Source organism: Nonomuraea maheshkhaliensis, from assembly GCF_039529435.1.
Taxonomy (GTDB): Bacteria; Actinomycetota; Actinomycetes; order Streptosporangiales; family Streptosporangiaceae; genus Nonomuraea; species Nonomuraea maheshkhaliensis.
Map to the genome: position 1 here is coordinate 1 of NZ_BAAAMU010000175.1, position 18641 is coordinate 18641.

At 71.8% G+C, this 18641-nt stretch carries 16 protein-coding genes; 9 read left to right on the forward strand and 7 right to left on the reverse strand.

From position 1 onward, the window contains the following. Positions 1 to 989: ATP-binding protein (locus ABFX54_RS51960; RefSeq protein ID WP_346114673.1), on the forward strand; the 989-nt coding region annotated here is incomplete at its 5' end. Positions 990 to 1083: 94 nt separating this feature from the next. After that, entirely contained in the window at positions 1084 to 2271 is a 1188-nt protein-coding gene (locus ABFX54_RS51965) for a tetratricopeptide repeat protein (protein WP_346114674.1), read from the forward strand. A 48-nt stretch (positions 2272 to 2319) separates the two neighbouring features. Here the strand turns inward: ABFX54_RS51965 and ABFX54_RS51970 are convergent, their stop codons facing one another. Next, positions 2320 to 3300: an aldo/keto reductase gene (locus ABFX54_RS51970; protein WP_346114675.1), complete on the reverse strand. Its 981-nt coding sequence runs from the start codon at positions 3298 to 3300 to the stop codon at positions 2320 to 2322. Positions 3301 to 3362: 62 nt separating this feature from the next. On the opposite strand from ABFX54_RS51970, the gene ABFX54_RS51975 reads away from it, so the two are divergent. From ABFX54_RS51975 to ABFX54_RS52000, 6 genes are all read left to right on the forward strand, one after another. Then, positions 3363 to 4241 carry a LysR family transcriptional regulator gene (locus ABFX54_RS51975; RefSeq protein ID WP_346114677.1) on the forward strand — a complete coding sequence of 293 codons (879 nt, stop codon included), beginning with the start codon at positions 3363 to 3365 and terminating at the stop codon, positions 4239 to 4241. A 31-nt stretch (positions 4242 to 4272) separates the two neighbouring features. Then, complete coding sequence (locus tag ABFX54_RS51980; RefSeq protein WP_346114678.1) at positions 4273 to 4473, forward strand: EF-hand domain-containing protein; 201 nt, start codon at positions 4273 to 4275, stop codon at positions 4471 to 4473. Between the two features lie 64 nt (positions 4474 to 4537). After that, on the forward strand, positions 4538 to 5716 hold the full coding sequence (locus tag ABFX54_RS51985) for a PucR family transcriptional regulator (RefSeq protein ID WP_346114679.1): 1179 nt from the start codon (positions 4538 to 4540) through the stop codon (positions 5714 to 5716). Positions 5717 to 5811: 95 nt separating this feature from the next. Beyond that, the gene (locus ABFX54_RS51990; protein WP_346114680.1) at positions 5812 to 6744 is read left to right on the forward strand and encodes a nucleoside hydrolase; all 933 of its coding nucleotides are present in this window, start codon (positions 5812 to 5814) and stop codon (positions 6742 to 6744) included. Positions 6745 to 6772: 28 nt separating this feature from the next. Further along, positions 6773 to 8434 carry an alpha-amylase family protein gene (locus ABFX54_RS51995; RefSeq protein WP_346114681.1) on the forward strand — a complete coding sequence of 554 codons (1662 nt, stop codon included), beginning with the start codon at positions 6773 to 6775 and terminating at the stop codon, positions 8432 to 8434. Between the two features lie 107 nt (positions 8435 to 8541). After that, positions 8542 to 10296 carry a bifunctional metallophosphatase/5'-nucleotidase gene (locus ABFX54_RS52000; RefSeq protein ID WP_346114682.1) on the forward strand — a complete coding sequence of 585 codons (1755 nt, stop codon included), beginning with the start codon at positions 8542 to 8544 and terminating at the stop codon, positions 10294 to 10296. On the opposite strand, the gene ABFX54_RS52005 is transcribed toward ABFX54_RS52000, so the two are convergent. The 4 genes from ABFX54_RS52005 to ABFX54_RS52020 form a co-directional block, all read right to left on the reverse strand. Next, positions 10293 to 11033: a cytochrome d ubiquinol oxidase subunit II gene (locus ABFX54_RS52005; protein ID WP_346114683.1), complete on the reverse strand. Its 741-nt coding sequence runs from the start codon at positions 11031 to 11033 to the stop codon at positions 10293 to 10295. The two genes, ABFX54_RS52000 and ABFX54_RS52005, sit on opposite strands and share 4 nt — an antisense overlap. A gap of 15 nt (positions 11034 to 11048) precedes the next feature. Beyond that, entirely contained in the window at positions 11049 to 12299 is a 1251-nt protein-coding gene (locus ABFX54_RS52010) for a cytochrome ubiquinol oxidase subunit I (RefSeq protein ID WP_346114684.1), read from the reverse strand. Between the two features lie 96 nt (positions 12300 to 12395). Beyond that, the gene (locus ABFX54_RS52015) at positions 12396 to 13064 is read right to left on the reverse strand and encodes a response regulator (RefSeq protein WP_346114685.1); all 669 of its coding nucleotides are present in this window, start codon (positions 13062 to 13064) and stop codon (positions 12396 to 12398) included. Then, positions 13061 to 14200, reverse strand: coding sequence for a sensor histidine kinase (locus ABFX54_RS52020; RefSeq protein ID WP_346114686.1), 1140 nt, complete (start codon positions 14198 to 14200; stop codon positions 13061 to 13063). The genes ABFX54_RS52015 and ABFX54_RS52020 overlap by 4 nt, the downstream gene beginning before the upstream one ends. 70 nt (positions 14201 to 14270) lie before the next feature. On the opposite strand from ABFX54_RS52020, the gene ABFX54_RS52025 reads away from it, so the two are divergent. Then, complete coding sequence (locus ABFX54_RS52025) at positions 14271 to 14492, forward strand: hypothetical protein (protein ID WP_346114688.1); 222 nt, start codon at positions 14271 to 14273, stop codon at positions 14490 to 14492. A gap of 40 nt (positions 14493 to 14532) precedes the next feature. Here ABFX54_RS52025 and ABFX54_RS52030 read toward each other — a convergent pair whose 3' ends face one another. Together ABFX54_RS52030 and ABFX54_RS52035 are read right to left on the reverse strand one after the other, a co-directional pair. Continuing rightward, positions 14533 to 15552 carry a fatty acid desaturase family protein gene (locus tag ABFX54_RS52030; RefSeq protein WP_428834663.1) on the reverse strand — a complete coding sequence of 340 codons (1020 nt, stop codon included), beginning with the start codon at positions 15550 to 15552 and terminating at the stop codon, positions 14533 to 14535. 162 nt (positions 15553 to 15714) lie between these two features. Continuing rightward, the coding region (locus tag ABFX54_RS52035) for an ATP-binding protein (protein WP_346114690.1) at positions 15715 to 18641 on the reverse strand (2927 nt) is incomplete at its 5' end.

Here is an 18641-nt window from a genome sequence, read left to right on the forward strand (position 1 = left end):
CGCCGCCCATGCCCGCCACCCCGTCCGGCGCCCCGCCGCCGCCCCCGCCGCACGCGGATCCGAGCGGCCCCGGGCCCTCCGCGCCCCACGTCGCGCCAGCGAACAGCGCCACCGCCGAGGTCGAGCGCTCCGGTGTGACGTTCGCCGACGTCGCCGGCATGGAGACGGTCAAGGAGGCGCTGCGGATCAAGCTGCTGCTCCCGCTCCAGCAGCCCGAGCTCTACGCCGCGTACGGCAAGCGCGCCGGCGGCGGCGTCCTGCTCTACGGTCCGCCGGGAGCGGGAAAGACGCACCTGGCCAGGGCGGCCGCCGGTGAGCTGGGCGCGGCGTTCGTCAACGTCGGCCTGTCGGACATTCTCGACATGTACGTCGGCTCCAGCGAGCGCAACCTGCACGCCACGTTCGACCTGGCCCGCCGCAACCGTCCATGCGTGCTCTTCTTCGACGAGGTGGACGCGCTGGCCGGCCGCCGCTCCGACATGCGCCACGCGCAGACCAGGCAACTGGTCAACCAGTTCCTGTCCGAGCTCGACGGCGTGGACCAGAGCGCCAACGAGGGCGTCCTGGTGCTGGCCGCGACGAACGTCCCCTGGTACGTGGACGCCGCCTTCCGCCGCCCCGGCCGCCTCGACCAGCCGGTGTTCGTGCCGCCGCCGGACGCCGCCGCCCGCGCGGCCATCCTGCGCATCCTGTGCCGGGACAAGCCGCTGGCCGAGATGGACTTCGACGCCGTGGCGCGGGTGACCGAGCACTTCGTCGGCGCCGACCTCAAGGGCCTGGTGGACCGGGCGGTGGAGGCCAAGCTGCAGCAGTCGATCAGCGCGGGCCGCCCGATCCCGCTGTCCACGCAGGATCTGCTGGCCGCGGCCCAGACGCTGCGCCCGACGGCGGTGCGCGAGTGGATGGCGACCGCCCGCAACTACGTGCTGCACGCCAACGACTCGGGCGCCTGGGACGAGCTGATGCCCTGGGTGAAGGGCAAGTGGTGACGGTCGCCGGCCCGGCCGAGCCCGGCCCGGTCGTGCGGGGCAAGGCGAGGGTGGCCGGTCCGGTCGAGCCCGGCCTGGTCGAGTGGAGCGGGTGGTGAAGGCCGCCGATCCGGTCGAGCGGGCGCGCACGCTGATCCAGCTCCGCCGCCCCGCCGACGCCGAGCGCGAGCTGCGCGGCCTGCTCGCCCAGGAGCCCGAGCACGTCTCCGGGCACGCCCTCCTGGGGCTCGCCCTGATCCTCCAGGGTCAGGAGGGCGAGGCCGTCGAGGAGGCCCAGGAGGCGGTACGGCTCGCGCCCGACCAGTGGTTCCCCCAGTACGCCGCCGCCCAGGTGTACTACCGCGCCCGGCGGCCCGAGCAGGCGATGACCGCCGTCCGCGAGGCCCTGCGGCTCGAACCCCAGCACGTCCCGAACTGGGAGGTGCTGGCCCGCGTGCACATGCTGCGGGGCGAGTGGGCGCTGATGGCCGGCGCGGCCAGGCAGGGCCTCGGCATCGATCCCGAGGACCGCGACCTGGTCAGCCTGCTCTCGCTGGCCTGCACGAACCTGGGCGACGGCGGTCAGGCGATGGCCGCCGCCGCGCACGCCGTACAGCTCGACCCGGAGAACCCCACCGCGCACTTCGTGCAGGGACGCGCGGCGCTCAGGTTCGGCGAGCCCCGGCGGGCGGCGGAGTCGTTCCGTGAGGTGCTCAGGCTCGACCCCGGCTTCGGGGCCGCCAGGGACTACCTGGTGGCGGCGCTCAAGCAGCGCAACCCGCTCTACCGGATGCTCTCGCGGCTGCGCGGCCGGTTCGCCGGCGGCTGGCGGCTGATCTTCCTGCTGCCCGCCGTCCCGCCCGTGATCGTGGTCTTCGTCCTCGTCGCCGTGCTGCACTGGGTGGCCTGGATCGCCGAGGCGTGGACCACGTTGCGGCTGGCCCGCGCCAAGGCGACCAGGCTGCTGTTCGAGGGCGCCGAGGCCCGGGTGGCGCTGGCGTGCTGGGGCCTGCTGGCGGCCGGCGGGCTGCTGCTCGGGCTGGGCATCGGGCTCGGCGCCGAGCCGGTCGGGACGGCGGGCGTGACGGTGATGGCCCTGGTCACCCCGCTGCAGGAGGCCGCGCACACCGGCTCGCCGCGCGGGCGGACGATCCTGTACGGCTGGACGGGCCTGCTCGCCCTGGCCGCCGCCGTCGCCGTGATCGTCGCCCAGCCGGTGGTGGCCCTGCTCGCCGTGTACGCGGCCCTCGCCACGGTCTGGCTCGCCACCCTCGTCCGCGGCCGCCCGGCCGGCAGCCTCTGACCACGTACGGGCCGCCGGGCAGCAGGTCCAGCGGGTCCAGCGCAGGTGTCAGAGCAGCGTCCCGCCGCTCACCTCGAACCCGTTCAGCGCCTCGTCGATCCTGGCCAGCGTGTCCGGGTGCAGGGTCAGGTCGGCGGCGGCCAGGTTCTCCTCGATGTGCGCGGGAGTGCGGCTGCCCGGGATGGCCACCACGTGCTCGTCCTGGTGCAGCAGCCAGGAAAGGGCGAGCTGGGCCGGGGTGAGTCCGAGGTGCGTGGCCAGGTCCCTGATCGGGGCGTAACGGTCGTTGTTGCCCGCCAGGTTCTCGACCGAGAAGCGGGGCGCGTTGTGCCGGAAGTCGCCCTCGCCGAGCGCCCGCACCGTACCGGTGAGGAAGCCGTTGCCGAGCGGGCTCCAGGCCACGATGCCGACGCCCAGCTCGCGTGCCGTGGCCAGCAGGTCGGCGTCCACGGGCCGCCACATCGACCACTCGTTCTGCACGGCCGCCACGGGGTGCACGGCGTGCGCCGCCCGCAACTGGGCGGCGGTGACGTTGGACAGGCCGAGGTGCCTGACCAGCCCGTCGCGGACCAGCTCCGCCATCGCGCCGGCGGTCTCCTCGATGGGGACGCCGGGGTCGGGGTAGTGGGCGTAGTAGAGGTCGATCACGTCGGTGTCCAGGTTGCGCAGGCTGCGCTCGGCGTAGTGGCGGACCAGGCGGGGATCGGCGTTCACGCGCAGCTCGCCGAAGGCGTAACCGACGGGGTGCGGCCGGCTCGGCTCGCCTTCCGGGATCGCCAGGCCGAACTTGGTCGCCACCACCACCTCGTCCCTGCGGCCCTTGATCGCCCGGCCGACCAGGCGTTCGTTGTGGCCGTCCGAGCCGTAGGCGTCGCTGGTGTCGACGTGCGTGGCGCCGGCGTCCAGCGCCGACTTGAGCGCGGCCTCGGCGCGGGTGTCGTCGATCTCGCCGTACACACCGGGTGAGAGCACCATCGCGCCGTAACCGACGGCGGGGACCAGGAGGTTTCCGAGTACGCGGGTCTTCATGCGCTCGATCCTGCGGCCGGGACCGCCGGTGCGTCCAAGACCTTTTGCTATAACCGATGGCTATGGACGTGCATCTGCGGGAGTTGCGGTACTTCGTGGCGGTGGCCGACGAGCTGAACGTGACGCGCGCCGCCGAGCGGCTGTTCGTCTCCCAGCCGGCGCTGTCCAAGCAGCTCAGGGTGCTGGAGCGGCAGCTGGGCTTCCGGCTGTTCGACCGGGTGCCGAGCGGGGTGGTGCTCACCAGGCAGGGCGCGGCCCTGCTGCCGGCCGCCCGCGACCTGCTGGAACGCTGGGGCGCAGGCGTGGAGCGGGCGCGGGCGGCGGCGCCGGCCGGCACCCTGGTGATCGGGATGCAGACCGCCGTGGGCAGGGGGCTGCAGCAGGAGGCGCTGCGCCGCTTCCGTACGGCGATGCCGGGGTGGGAGGTGTCGCTGCGGCTGGTCGGCTGGGACGACCCCAGCGGCGGGCTGGCCGACGGGTCCTCGGACGTGGCCTTCATCTGGCTGCCGGTGCCGGCGGGGCTGCGGACGTACGTGCTGGCCAGGGAGGAGCGAGGCGTGGCCATGCCGGTCGATCACCGGCTGGCCGGGCTGGCGGAGATCCCGTTCGCGGAGCTGCGGGACGAGCCGTTCATCGCGCTGCCCACGGCCGCGGGGGCGCTGCGGGACTTCTGGCTCGGGCTCGACGTGCGAGAGGACGAACCGGTGATCGGGGTGACCGCCAACACGGCGGAGGAGGTCTTCGAGGCTGTGACCAGCGGACTCGGCGTCGTTCTGGTGGCGGAGGGGAACGCGAGGTTGTACGACCGGCCGGGAATGACGTACCGGCCCGTTACGGGGCTGCCTCCTGGGGAACTCGCCATTGCCTGGCGCGAAGGGAATGCCACCCCACAAGTCCTGGCATTCATCGACGCGCTACGACAAGTCACGACTAAGGTCTGACGCGATATCGGATCAAGCGGGAAGGGTGACCATGAGCGACTACGCGACCACCTTCGAACTGATCGACGCCGACAAGGACGGCCGCATCTCGGCCGTCGAGCTCGTCAGGCTGATGGAGGTGATGGGCCAGCCCGTGACGCTGGAGGCGGCGCAGGCGGGCGTGCAGCGGCTCGACAAGGACGGTGACGGGCTGATCGACGTCGAGGAGTTCGGCGCCTTCCTCCAGAACTGACAATAAACAAGCACTTGCTTCACATTCTTCTGTTGCCTGGGTCACAATGGCGACAGGAGGGACGATGGCCATCAGGAGTGACGTCAGCGAAAGCCGCATCCCCGCGGAGATCGTCAGAACGCTCAGGTCGGGCATCGGCCGGGTCTCGGAAGAGGTGATCGAGGAGATCCAGACCCGCATCCCCGAATACGCCCGGCCCTCGGACGAGATCTACATCAAAGTCGTACGAATGGCGGTCGAGCAGGCCATCGAAGGCTTCCTCGACCGCGTCGAAGACCCCGACGCCCCCTGGGACCCCGAGCCGTTCCGCATGATCGGCAAGGGGGAGGCGGCGGAGGGACGCAACCTGGAGCCGCTCCAGGCGGCGATGCGGCTCGGCGCCCGGGTCGGCTGGCGGCGGCTCACCGAGATCGCCGGCCCGCTCGGGCTGTCGCCGCAGTGCCTGTACGGCCTGGGCGACGCCATCTTCGTCTACCTCGACGAGCTGGCCGACGCCGCCGCCGAGGGCTTCGAGTACGCCAGGGCGCACGAGGCGGGCGAGATGGACCGCCGCCGCAACCGCCTGCTCGACCTGCTGCTCAGCCGGCCGCCCGCCGGCCAGGAGGCCATCGCCGACCTGGCCAAGGCGGCCGGATGGCGGCTGCCCAGGACCGTCGCCTGCGTGGCGCTCGACGAGCAGCACGGCGCCCGCCGCGTGCCCCCGCTGCCGCCCGACGTGCTGACCGGCCACGAACGGCCCTCGCCGTGCCTGCTGGTGCCCGACCCGGCCGGCCCCGGCCAGGCCCAGACGCTGGAGCACGCCCTGCGCGGCCACCGCGCGGCCATCGGCCCCGCCGTCCCCCTGACCTCGGCCGCGACCTCACTGCGGTGGGCGGGCGAGGCGCTGGAGCTGTCGCGGCGCGGCGTGCTGCCCAGAGGGCTGCTGCGGTGCGAGGACCACATGGCCACGCTGGTCGTGTTCAAGGACGAGGAACTGGTCAGCGCGCTGGCCGAGGTACGGCTCGCGCCCCTCGCCCACCTGCGGCCCACGCAGCAGGACCGGCTGGCGGAGACGCTGCTGGCCTGGCTGCGGCACGGCAGGGGCGCGGGCGAGGTGGCGGCCAAGCTGCACGTGCATCCACAGACCGTGCGTTACCGGCTGCGTCAGCTTGAGGAGCTGTACGGCGACCAGCTCGCCGACCCCGACATCCGGTTCGAGCTGGAGATCGCCCTGCGCGCCAGACAGGCGGTCATGACCCGCTGACCGGCCGCACTCCACGTAGCCGACCAGCCCGCCGACCGATCCACCAGCCCGCCGACCGGCGCGTTCCACCGCAGTCCGCTCTATACCATGGGCGGATGCCGAAACCGGTCATTCTGGACTGCGACCCCGGACACGACGACGTCTTCGCGATCTGGCTGGCGGCCGGCGACCCGGAGATCGACCTGCGCGCCATCACCACCGTCGGTGGCAACGGCCTGCTCACCCACACCACCTACAACGCCAGGGTGGTGACCGGCCTGGCCGGGATCACGGGCGTCCCGATCTCGCCAGGAGCCGCCAGTCCCCTGGTACGGGTGCTGACCCCGGCCGAGTCGATCCACGGCGCCAACGCGCTCGGCGGCCCCGAACTGCCCGAACCGGTCGTGGAGGCCGACCCGCGCACGGCGATCGAGCTGATCAGGGACGTCCTCGACACGGCCGGCGAACCGGTGACGATCGTGGCCACCGGCCCACTGACGAACATCGCCCTGTTCGTCCGGGCCCACCCCGAACGGCTGCCCCTGATCAAGGAGGTGGTCTGGATGGGCGGGTCGACCGGGCGCGGCAACATCACCCCGTACGCGGAGTTCAACTCCTGGACCGACCCCGAGGCGGTCGCCGTCGTGCTCGGCTCGGGCCTGCCGTTCACCATGATCGGCCTGAACGTCACCCACCAGGTCCTCGTCACCTCCGAGGTGATGGCGAGGATCGGCGCGATCGGCAACAGGACGGCCGCCTTCGGTGTCGAGCTGCTCGCCTTCTTCAACGCCACGTACGAGCGCGACCAGGGCATGCCGGCAGGACCGCTGCACGACCCCGTCGCGATGGCCCTGGTCGCACGCCCGGACCTGGTGACCACGGCCGCCACCAGGATCGACGTCGAGCTGCACGGCACAGAGACGGCCGGCGCGACCAGCGTCGACCTGCTCGGCAAGCTCGGCCGCGAGCCCAACGCGCGGGTGGCCACCGGCGTGGACGTCGAGGGCTTCTGGGAACTGGTCGAAGCGGCGATCCGTACGCTGTCATGACCCGCCCCGCCAGGGGTAGCGGAAACGGATGCGACTGACGTACACCTCCGACGTCTGGTGGAAGAACGCCGTCGTCTACTGCCTGGACGTGGAGACGTTCAAGGACGGCAACGACGACGGCGTGGGCGACTTCCGCGGCCTGACGCAGCAGATCGACTATCTCGCCGGGCTCGGCGTGACCTGCCTGTGGCTCATGCCGTTCTTCCCCACCCCCAACAAGGACGACGGCTACGACATCACCGACTTCTACACCGTCGATCCGAGGCTCGGCACGCTGGGCGACTTCGTGGAGTTCATGCGCACCGCGCACGACCGCGGCCTGCGGGTCATCGCCGACCTCGTGGTCAACCACACGTCCGACCGGCATCCCTGGTTCAAGGAGGCCCGGTCGAGCAAGGACTCGCCGCTCCGCGACTGGTACGTCTGGTCCGACACCCCCGAACCGGACAACCCCGACCAGGTCGTCTTCCCCGACAAGGAGGACAGCGTCTGGGAGTACGACGAGGGCTCGGGCCAGTACTACCTGCACAGCTTCTACCGGCACCAGCCGGACCTGAACGTGGCCAACCCCGAGGTCAGGGACGAGATCGCCCGGGTGCTGGGCTTCTGGATGGAGCTGGGGCTGTCCGGCTTCCGGGTGGACGCGGTGCCGTACCTGATCGAGAACGTCGATCCGAAGCTGGCCGAGCCGCACGAGTTCCTGGCCGACCTGCGGGCGTTCATGACCCGGCGGATGGGCGGATCGATCCTGCTCGGCGAGGTGAACGTGGCCTACAAGGACCTGGTCTCCTACTTCGGCGACGGGCTCGGCGACCAGATCACCATGTGCTTCGACTTCATCGGGATGCAGAAGGCGTGGCTGTCGCTGGCCCGCTGCGACGCGGGGCCGCTGTCGGAGGCGCTGCGAGAGCGGCCTAAGCCGCCCAAGGACTGCCAGTGGGCCGTGTTCCTGCGCAACCACGACGAGCTGACGCTGGACAAGCTGACCGAGGACGAGCGACAGGAGATCTTCGCGGCGTTCGGGCCGAGCGAGGACATGCAGATCTTCGGGCGCGGGCTGCGCCGCCGTCTGCCGCCCATGCTCGGAGGCGACCCGCGGCGCGTCAAGATGGCCTACAGCCTGCTGTTCTCGCTGCCCGGCACGCCGGTGATCTTCTACGGCGAGGAGATCGGGCTGGGGGAGAACCTGAAGGCGGAGGGGCGGATGGCGGTCCGCGTCCCCATGCAGTGGTCGCCCGACGGCGGGTTCAGCCGGGTGGAGCCGGTCCGGGCCGTGCCCGAGGGCGCGTTCGGCCCCGAGCGGGTGAACGTGGCCGACCAGAGGCGCGACACCGACTCGCTGCTGCGCTGGTTCCAGCTGCTGATCGAGCGCTACCGCGAGTGCCCCGAGCTGGCGTGGGGCGAGTCCACGGTGCTGGACACGGGCGAGCCGGCCGTCTTCGCGCACCGCTGCGACGCCGACGGTGCCACGGTGGTGGTCGCGCACAACCTCAGCGACACGGCGCGGGAGGCGGAGCTGCGGCTGGACGGGCTCGGCGGCTGCCGGCTCACGGACCTGCTGGCGGACGGGAGCACCGAGGTGCCGGACGGAGGCGTGGTGCGGATCACGATGGAGCCGCACGGCTGCCGCTGGTTGCGCGCCTCACGTCCGGACGTCGCCCCCGAGGACGCGTCGGTGAAGTCACGGTGAGCACCCGGTGGCGGGCGCGTTTCGGTCGCTGTACGTTTCCGGGGGGCCGAGCTTGATCTGCATTTTCGTAATCAATGAGTAATTTGTCGAGATTAATCTCCAGCAGCATGCAGACCAAGAAGCTCGCCCTCACCGGAGCCGCCGCGCTGTGCGCGCTGGCCCTGGTGGCGCCCCCCGCGCAGGCTGGCAAACCGGCCAAGACGGTCACGGTCACGGTCATGGGCACGTCCGACCTCCACGCCAACGTGCTCAACTGGGACTACTTCAAGGACGGCGCCTACTCCGACAGCCAGGGCAACGCCGTCGGCCTGGCCAAGGTGTCCTCGCTGGTCAACCGGATCAGGGCCGAGCGCGGAGCGGATCGTACGCTGCTGTTCGACTCGGGTGACACCATCCAGGGCACCCCGCTGGCGTACTACTACGCCAAGGTCGAGCCGATCACCGAGACCGGCAAGACCCACCCGATGGCCAAGGCCATGAACGCCATCGGCTACGACGCCGTGACGCTGGGCAATCACGAGTTCAACTACGGGCTGCCGCTGCTGGCCACCTGGATCAAGCAGATGAAGGCCCCCGTGCTCGGCGCGAACGCCGTCCGCGACCGGTCGGGGCTGCCGGCGTACCAGCCGTTCGTCATCAAGACCATGAACGTCAAGGGTGACAAGCCGGTCAAGGTGGGCGTGCTCGGTCTGACCAACCCGGGCGTGGCCATCTGGGACAAGGCCAACGTCGAGGGCAAGCTGCGCTTCACCGATCTGGTCGAGACGGCCAGGAAGTGGGTGCCGGTCATCCGCGGCCTCGGCGCGGACGTGGTCGTCGTCACCGCGCACGCGGGCGACAACGGCCTGTCCTCCTACGGCGGCGACCTGCCCGTCGAGAACGCCTCCGCGCTGGTGGCCGAGCAGGTGCCGGGCATCGACGCGGTGCTGTTCGGGCACGCCCACAACGAGGTCGCGCAGCGGTTCGTGACCAACAAGGCGACCGGCGAGCAGGTGCTGCTGACCGAGCCGAGCAAGTGGGGCCAGCGCCTGTCGGTGCTCGACTTCCAGCTAGCCAAGCAGCGCGGCGAGTGGACGGTCACCGGCAAGTCCTCCACCACGCTCAACACGAACACGGTCGCGGAGGACCCGAAGATCGTCCGGCTGCTCAAGCCGCAGCACGACACCACGATCGGCTACGTCAACAAGGTCGTCGCGCAGTCGGCTCAGGAGCTGGTGGCCACGGAGTCGCCGTACAAGGACACGCCGATCCTCGACTACATCCAGCACGTCCAGGTCGAGACGGTCAAGAAGGCGCTGCCGGACAACACGCTGCCGGTGCTCTCGATCGCCGCGCCGTTCAGCCGCAGTGCCGTCTTCCCCGCCGGTGACATCCGGGTCAGGGACGTGGCCGGTCTGTACGTCTACGACAACACGCTGCTGGCGGTGAAGCTGACCGGCGCGCAGATCAAGGACTACCTGGAGTACTCCGCCAAGTACTTCAACCAGCTCGCCCCCGGCGCCCCCGTGGACCCGGCCACGCTGACGAACGCCGGCAACACGCCCGACTACAACTACGACCAGCTCTCCGGGGTGTCGTACGACATCGACGTGGCCAAGCCGGTCGGGCAGCGCATCGCCAACCTGAGCTACGACGGCGCTCCGCTCCCGGCCGACAAGGAGTTCGTCGTCGCGATCAACAACTACCGCCAGTCGGGCGGCGGCGGCTTCCCGCACGTGACCACGGCCCCGGTCCTCTACAACGCCCAGGTGGAGATCAGGCAGGCGCTGATCGAGTACGCCACCGCGCAGGGCACCATCGACCCGGCCGACTTCGCCGCCCCCAACTGGAAGCTCACCAGGGACGGCCAGCCGCTGTTCTAGAGGTAGGAGGGCCCGCTCACCCGGTGCCGGAACGTCCACCACACCCACGCCTGGGAGGCCACCAGGAACGGGATCAGCGTGAGGACGACCGGCACCAGCAGCGGCCCCGACGTGCCGGGCTCCAGCGGCAGCCGGAGCCCGGCCAGCACCCCCACCACCACGAGCGCCGCCGCCGTCAGCGCGTACGTGCGCCACTCCCCGGCCCCGCCCGACAGCACGGCGGCCCGCTCGCGCAGGGTCCCGCGCAGCCGCAGCGCCGCGAACGTCAGCCCGTGCGTGCCGAACAGCGCGGTCAGCACCAGCGCGGGCAGCGCCGCCGCCGGCCCCTCGATGCCGAGCAGCACGTGGGACAGCAGCGTGCCCCAGCTCAGCGCCAGCCCCCAGCTCCCGGCCACGATCGCGCCGTCCCAGAACGCCCGCCAGCGCGCCCCCGGCACCCGCCCGCGCAGCCACAGCCCCATGTCGCGCACCACCCACGCCACCAGCAGCGTCACCACGACGGTGTAGTTGCCGTGCAGCAGCTCGCCCTCCGACTGGGGGAACAGCCCGGCCAGCACTCCGGCCGCGGCGACCAGCCACACCTCGTTGCCCAGGAAGAACGGCGCGATGGCGGCGATCACCTCGCGCCGCTCGGCGGACGACCGCCCGAGGTACGGCAGCGCCATGCCCACCCCGATGTCCGCCCCGGCCAGGACCAGGTAACCCAGGACGAAGAAGGCCAGGATCAGGATCTCCACGATCGGCTCCTTTGCTCAGAACGAGGGGACGGGGACGGGGGCGTCGATCGGCCGGTCGCCCAGCGTCACCGCGGCGGGCCCGCGCCGGGCGTGCCTGGCCAGCAGCCAGGTGTTGACCGCGATGAGCACGCCGAACACGGTGCAGAACGCGATCAGGGAGAACCGCATCTGCCCCGCGGTCACCGGGGACATGGCCTCCGAGGTGCGCAGCAGGCCGTACACGGCCCACGGCTGGCGCCCCATCTCCCTGAAGATCCAGCCGCTCAGCACGGTCACGAACGGCACCGGGATCATCAGCACGAGCAGCCCGTGCCACAGCCGGAACCCGCGCACCACCGGCCGGAACAGCATGAGCAGGAAGCTCAGCCCCGCCACGGCCAGCATGACCGCGAACAACGTCAGCATCGTGATCCCGCCCGCCTGCACCCACCCCACAGGCGGCAGATAGTCACCCGGCCCGAACCTGGCCACCATCTCGGCCTGCGCCTCCGCCAGCCGGCCGGCGTCGTTCGTCCAGGCGGCCGCCTTGGCCGGCTGCAGGGTCTGGAACGAGATCCCGCCGAACACCGCGTTCATGAAGACGGCGGGCAGCGCCACGCCGACCCCGATCCGCAGCGACTTGCGGAAGACGTCCTGCTCGGGCGTGCGCCTGAACAGCTGGTACGCGCTCACCCCGGCCACGAAGAACGCCCCCGTGATCAGCCCGCCGACCAGCACGTGCCAGAACGCGAGCTGCGCCGCCGGGTTGGCCACCATCGCGCCGAAGTCCGTCAGCCGCAGCCGCCCGCCGTCCAGCACGTGGCCCACGGGATTCTGCAGGAAGCCGTTGGCGGTCATGATGAAGAACGCCGACGCGTACGCCGTGAGCGTCACCACCCAGATCACCGTCAGGTGCGCCCACCGGTTCAGCCGGTTCCAGCCGAAGATCCACAACCCCAGGAACGTGGACTCGACGAAGAACGCCGCCAGCGTCTCGATCGCCAGCGCCGAGCCGAACACGTCGCCGGCGAAGTTCGTCAGCCCGCTCCACGACAGCCCGAGCTGGAACTCCATCACGAGCCCGGTGACGATGCCCATCGCGTAGTTGATCAGGTAGAGCTGGCCCCAGAACCGCGTCATCCGCAGGTGCACGGGGTTGCCGCCGACGGTGGCCCAGGTCTGGATGACCGCCACGATCGTGGCCAGGCCGAGCGTCAGCGCCACGAACAGGAAGTGCGCGCCCGCCGTGAGGGCGAACTGCAGGCGGGCGAGGTCCACGGTGTCCATGCTCCGAGCCTCCGGGCAGGACACCGCGTGCCGCGTCATGCCCGGGCGGGCACCCGGCGTACACCCCGGGTGGCATGGGCCGGGCCGGCGTACGACTCAGGGGGTAAGCCAGCCCGGGGTGATCATGCCGGCCTCGTACGCGATGACGACGAGTTGCGCGCGGTCGCGCACGGCCAGCTTGGTCATGATCCGGCTGACGTGCGTCTTCGCCGTGGCCGGGCTGAGCACCAGATTGGCCGCGATCTCGTCGTTGGACAGGCCCGCGGCCACCAGCGTCATGACCTCGCGCTCCCGCTCGGTGAGCGCGTTGAGCCGCGGTCCCGGGTCGGGGCGCTTGACCCGGCCGGCGAACTCGGCGATCAGCCGGCGCGTGATCGAGGGGGCGATCAGCGCGTCGCCCCTGGCCACGACCCTGACCGCGTGGATCAGCTCGGCCGGCTCGGTGTCCTTGACCAGGAACCCGGCCGCGCCCGCGCGCAGCGCCCCGTACACGTAGTCGTCCAGGTCGAACGTGGTCAGGATGATCACCCGGACACCGTCGAGCGCGGGGTCGCCGGCGATGCGGCGGGTGGCCTCCAGACCGTCGAGCTCGGGCATGCGGATGTCCATGAGGACCACGTCGGGCCGGTGCTCGCGGGCCCCGGCGACGGCCTGCGCGCCGTTGGCGGCCTCGGCCACCACCTCGACGTCCTCCTCGTCGCTGAGGATGGAGCGGAAGCCGGCACGTACCAGAGTCTGGTCGTCGGCGAGGAGTACGCGGATCATCGGGTCCCGTCCGTCGGCTGGTTCAGTGGCAGGCGGGCGGCGACGCGCCAGCCGCCCTCGGGTCGCGGGCCCGCGTCCAGGGTGCCGCCGAGCGCGGCGGCCCGCTCGCGCATGCCCTGCACGCCGAAGCCGCTGCCCTCGTCGTAGACGGCGCCGGGGCCTTCGTCGTCGACCTCGATCTCGACGTGCCCGGACGCGCTGGTGAGGCGGAGCGTGGCCCGGTCGGTGCCGGAGTGGCGGGAGACGTTCGTCAGCGCCTCCCTGACGATGCGGGCGGCGGCCAGGTCCACTTCGGTGGGCAGCGCGTCGAGCGGCCCGGACAGCTCGGTGCGCACGTCCAGGCCGGAGGCCCGCACCAGCGCCTCCACCCGGGCCAGGCTGTCGTGCGGAGCGGTCGGCGCGTCCTCGTCCACCTGGCGCAGCACCCCCAGCGTGGTACGCAGCTCGCGCAGCGTCTCCTTGCTGGTGTCCTTGATCGTCCGCAGCGCCGTCTCGGCCTCCTCAGGCCGTTTCTTGAGTCCGTGCAGCGCCGCGGCGGCCTGCACGTTGATCATGGAGATGTTGTGCCCCAGGACGTCGTGCAGCTCCCTGGCGATGCGCAGCCGCTCCTCGCCGGCCCGCCGCCTGGCCTCCTCCTCCTTGCTGCGTACGGCGTCCAGCGCGTGCTGCCTGGCCTCCTCCAGGTACGCGCGGCGGTTGCGGGTGACGCCGCCGAACGCGATGGCGGCCACCACCCACCCGGCGATCATCACGAACAGGCTGTCGTCCACGTGCCGCACGCCGCCGCTCTCACCGATCCCCATGGCCAGCAGCGAGGCCCCGCCGGTGGCGATGGCCGCGGTCAGGTGCCCCAGGTCGGCGGCGGAGTACAGGCAGACGAACAGCAGCACGATGATCGGCCCGTCGACCGTGGCCCACGGGTAGTAGACGGCCACCGAGACCGCCACGACGATCAGCACCGCGACGGGGAAGCGCTCGCGTGCCGGCAGCGCGCCGACGGCGATCAGCGGCAGCACGACGTCGAGCGCGTTGAGCGGGGCGGCGCGCGGGAAGAACGCGTACGACGCCAGGGTGCCGATCAGCGCGGCGGCGATCGTCACAGACGTCACGATCGTGCTGGTCGACGGCCTGCTCATGACTCCCATTCTCTACATATCCGCATATGGCGGGGTAATTGGCGGCGCGCATCCTGGGTAGAGCCGGTACATGAGCACCAAGGACGAACTCCGGCAGGTCGAAGAGGATCTGGCCCGGCTGCGCGCCGAGAACCAGGAAGTCCGCGACCAGATCCGCGACATCGGCGCCACCGACCAGGTGGAGATCGCGACGATGATCAGCCAGGCGGACGAGCAGGTCGAGCTGATCGCCGGGCTCGAACGCCGCCGCGACGCCCTGATCCAGCGCCTGGAGGAAGAGGGCGCCCGGTAGGGGCGCCCCGCGTGGTTCGGCGTCGCCGGAGTACCGGCGTTCAGCGTCGCCGGAGCTCGGCGCCGACCTCGTGCAGATGGCTCAACGCCTGACCGTACGACGTGAGCAGCCGGGTCTGGAGGTAGTCGACGCCGATCTCGGCGCAGTAGCGCTCGACGATCGGCTGAGCGCGGCGCAGGTTCGGCGCCGGCATGTGCGGGAACAGATGGTGCTCGATCTGGTAGTTGAGCTGGCCGAGCGCCACGTCCGTGAACAGGTTGCCGCGCACGTTGCGGGAGGTCAGCACCTGCTTGCGGAGGAAGTCGAGCTTGTCCTCCTTGGTCAGCACCGGCATGCCCTTGTGGTTGGGGGCGAACGTGCAGCCGAGGTAGAAGCCGAAGAGCCCCTGGTGCACGAGCAGGAAGAGCAGCGCCTTGCCGACCGGCAGGATGGTGAAGATCAGGCCGAAGTAGAGGACGAAGTGGGTGACCAGGAGCGTCAGCTCCAGGCGGCGCCGCTTGGCGGCCGGGTTGAGCAGCGCCTTGAAGCTGGCGATGTGCAGGTGCCAGGCTTCGAGGGTGAGCAGCGGAAAGAACCAGAAAGCCTGATACTTCGCGATAAATCGTGGCAGGCCATTGCTGTTCGCGGCCTGATCCTGGGACCAGACGATCACGGCGGGGGAGACGTCGGGGTCGTGGTCCTCGTGGTTGGGATTGGCGTGGTGGCGGTTGTGCTTGGTGTTCCACCAGCCCCAGCCGAGCCCCACGCCGAAGTTCCCGATGATCAGGCCGGCGATGTCGCTCGGCCGCCTGGTCCTGAAGACCTGCCGGTGCCCCAGGTCGTGGGCGAGGAAGCCGAGTTGCGTGAACACCACGGCCATCACGACCGCGACGAGAAGTTGCAGCCAGGAGTCGCCCACCCAGGCGAACAGCGCCCAGCAGCCGAGGTAGACGAGGGCCGCGATGCTCATGCGGACGGCGTAGTAGACGGGACGCCGGTCGAGCAGACCGGCTTCCGTGATGCGATGGGCTAGTCGGGCGAAGTCACTGCCTCGAGTGTCGATCGTGCCTGGACTGGCCACTGCTCTCCTTACCTCGCGGTGCAAGTTGCCCTAACCATGGCGTATCAACCGCCAAACGGGAAGAACATCGAGTGACGGCGTGACCTACCCCACCGCATCGATCAAGAACGCGGCGCGGGACCGCCGGGGCCACAAGTGCGTGCGGCTCGGGTCCGGGTGCGCTCAGGGCGGGGCCGCCGGGGGCCCGAGTGCGCTGAGAGCGTATTTCTCCGGCTCGGGAAGCGTCGCGCCCTCCCGCAGCGCCGCCCGGCAGCCGCCGGGACCCAGTGCCTGTTCGCACGCTCCGGTCAGCCGGGCGACGTACGGATCGGCGGACGCGCCGATCCCGCGCAGCGCCCGCGCGGCGCCCAGCAGCCGGGCCGCCGGGCGGGGTTCCAGGTGCTCGGCCACGCCCTCCAGTACGGTCGCCCGCGCCGTCCGGTCGGAGCAGCCCGCCATCAGCTCCAGCGCCCGCCGCAGCGGCCCGGCCGGCGCACGGCTCACCTTGGCCAGCTCGACGTGCATGAATGCCCGGCACTGCGTGGACACCTCCGCCTCCATCGCCAGCGCCGCCTCCAGCAGCCGCGCGGCCCCAGCGAGGTCACCGGTGCGCCGGGCCAGCTCGGCCCTGGCGTGCCTGACCCGGGCCACGACACCCTGGTCCTCCGAGCGCACGGCCGCTACCCAGGCCCGCTCCAGCGCCTCCGCCGCCCCCTCGTGATCGCCCGCCCTGGCCTTGAGCTGCCCGAGCCGCAGCAGGAACGTCATCGGCCCCAGCGGCGTCTCCAGCCCCGACAGCTCGGTCGCCAGCCGCTCGGGCTCCTCGCCCAGGGCGACGGCCGCGGCGCAGTCGCCCCGGTTCTCCGCCACCAGCGACAGCCAGTAGAGCGCCGCCCACTGCCCCCACCGGTCTCCGGTGCTCCTGAACCCGGCCAGCGCCGGCTCCAGCAGGTCCTCCGCCCCGGACACCGTCCCGTACTCGAACCTGACGATGCCCCCGACCAGCAGGGCAGCCGACCGGGTCCACGGGTCGGGATGCCCGCGCAGCTCGGCCACGCCGCGTTCGGCCAGCTCCACCACGTCCTCCGGCGGCTCCATCACGGTGGCCAGTGCCCACGCGTTCAGCGCGGCCGGATGATCGGACGCGCGCACCGCCTCGTTCAGCCCGCCGCCCGTCGCCGCCAGGCACAGCCCGTACGCCAGCTCCCGGCCCGGCGGCACTGTTCCGCCCACTGCGCCACCCACTTTGGCCAGCACCTCGGCGCTCCGCTCGGTGATCTCGCGGCGCCGGCCCCGCATGATCCACGGCCAGAAGCGCGGCAGGACGGCCCGCAGCGGGTCGTCGGTGTGGCGCAGCGCCGCGTCCAGGTTGCCGCGCTCCGCGTCCAGCACGGCCAGCCAGGTGAGCTGCTCGCCGGTCCGCAGGTGCGGCTCTGCGGTCTCGGCCAGCTCGGTGTAGTAGCGGGCGTGGGCCCGGCGCAGGCCGGGGAGGTCGGCGGCGGCGTACTGCCTGATCGTCTCCAGCATCGTGTAGCGGTCGCCGTCGAACGCGATGAGCGACTTGTCCACCAGCGAGGAGAGCAGGTCGAGGTCGCCGCCGCAGATCTTGGCGATGGCCTCGTACGTGGCGCCGCCGGAGAAGACCGCCAGGCCCCGCAGCAGCTCGCGTTCGCGCTCCGAGAGCAGGTTCCAGCTCCAGTCGATGACCGCGCGCAGCGTGCGGTGGCGTGGCTCCGACGTGCGCCCGCCACGGAAGGCCAGCCGGTCGCCGAGCTGCGCCACCAGCACCGGCACCGGCATCGTGCGCAGCCGGGCGGCGGCCAGCTCGATGGCCAGCGGGATGCCGTCCAGCTCACGGCAGATCCGCGCCGCGTCCGCGTCGTCCACGCGCAGATCAGGCCTGGCGGCGGCGGCCCGATCCCTGAGCAGCTCCCGCGCCGGCCCGTCGGGCAGCGGAAGGACCTGGTGCAGGCGCTCGCCGGGGACGTCCAGCGGCTCCCTGCTGGTGGCCAGGATCCGCAGCCCCGCCACCTCGGACAGCAGCCACCGGGTGACCCGCGCGGCCTCGTCGATCAGGTGCTCGCAGTTGTCCAGCACGATCAGGGGCGCGCGCCCGCGCAGCGTCGTCACCAGGTCGGTGGTCCTGAACACGGCCTCCAGCGCCGCCCGCACCCCGGTGACAGCGGCCAACTCGACCAGCCACACACCACCGGCCACGCCCAGCCCCGCACTTGTCCCCGCACCTGATCCCGCACCCGATCCCGCGCTCGTCCCCAGCCCGGCGCCCACTTCCAGCGCCGCGGCCACCTCCACGGCCAGGCGTGTCTTTCCAGCCCCGCCGGGACCCACAAGCGTGACCAGCCTGGCCTCGCCGAGCAGCCCGGTGACCTGGGCGAGGTCCTCCGAGCGGCCGACGAAGCTCGTGAGCCTGGCCGGCAGGTTGCCCCCGGGAGCCGGCTCGTCGTCGCGCAGTGCCGCCAGATGCGCCTCCCGCAGCTCGGGCCCGGGATCGACGCCCAGCTCCGTCGCCAGCGCCGTCCTGATCCGCTCGAAGACGGTCAGCGCCCCGGCCCGCCTGCCGCCGGCGGTCAGAGCCCGCATGAGCAGGGCATGGAACGGCTCCCGCAGCGGATGCGCCACCACCAGCCCCTCCAACTCGGCCACCAGCCCGTCGAGCCCGCTCACCGGCCCGCCCACTCCCCGACCGCCGACAGGGCCGAAGCCGGCGATCGGGTCGGCGTTCGGGAGGGCGTCGAGGTCGGCGGAGATGCGGGCGGCCAGGGTCGTCAGGCCCAGCTCCTCCAGCCGCGCCGCGGGCCCCGCCGCGAACGGCAGCTCCGCCGCGTCGGCCAGCGCCGGGCCCCGCCACAGCGCCAGCGCCCGGCCGAGCGCGCCGTCGCGGGCCAGTCGTTCGAACGCCCACGCGTCCACCTCGCCGGGCGGCACGTCGAGCAGGTAACCGGCCGGATGGGAGGTGATCAGCCCAGGAGCCTCCCTGCGCGCCCTGGACACCAGCGACTGCAGCGCCGCTGTCGGATGCGCGGGCGGGTCGTCCGGCCACAGGTCGTCGATCAGCCGGTCGGCGGTCACCACCCGGCCGGGGTCGAGCG

Bases quoted from the DNA above. Each gene is read 5' to 3' on its own strand.
- ABFX54_RS51970 (WP_346114675.1), bottom strand. From the start codon at position 3,300: ATGAAGACCCGCGTACTCGGAAACCTCCTGGTCCCCGCCGTCGGTTAC.
- ABFX54_RS51975 (WP_346114677.1), top strand. From the start codon at position 3,363: ATGGACGTGCATCTGCGGGAGTTGCGGTACTTCGTGGCGGTGGCCGAC.
- ABFX54_RS51980 (WP_346114678.1), top strand. From the start codon at position 4,273: ATGAGCGACTACGCGACCACCTTCGAACTGATCGACGCCGACAAGGAC.
- ABFX54_RS51985 (WP_346114679.1), top strand. From the start codon at position 4,538: ATGGCCATCAGGAGTGACGTCAGCGAAAGCCGCATCCCCGCGGAGATC.
- ABFX54_RS51990 (WP_346114680.1), top strand. From the start codon at position 5,812: ATGCCGAAACCGGTCATTCTGGACTGCGACCCCGGACACGACGACGTC.
- ABFX54_RS51995 (WP_346114681.1), top strand. From the start codon at position 6,773: ATGCGACTGACGTACACCTCCGACGTCTGGTGGAAGAACGCCGTCGTC.
- ABFX54_RS52000 (WP_346114682.1), top strand. From the start codon at position 8,542: ATGCAGACCAAGAAGCTCGCCCTCACCGGAGCCGCCGCGCTGTGCGCG.
- ABFX54_RS52010 (WP_346114684.1), bottom strand. From the start codon at position 12,299: ATGGACACCGTGGACCTCGCCCGCCTGCAGTTCGCCCTCACGGCGGGC.
- ABFX54_RS52015 (WP_346114685.1), bottom strand. From the start codon at position 13,064: ATGATCCGCGTACTCCTCGCCGACGACCAGACTCTGGTACGTGCCGGC.
- ABFX54_RS52020 (WP_346114686.1), bottom strand. From the start codon at position 14,200: ATGAGCAGGCCGTCGACCAGCACGATCGTGACGTCTGTGACGATCGCC.
- ABFX54_RS52025 (WP_346114688.1), top strand. From the start codon at position 14,271: ATGAGCACCAAGGACGAACTCCGGCAGGTCGAAGAGGATCTGGCCCGG.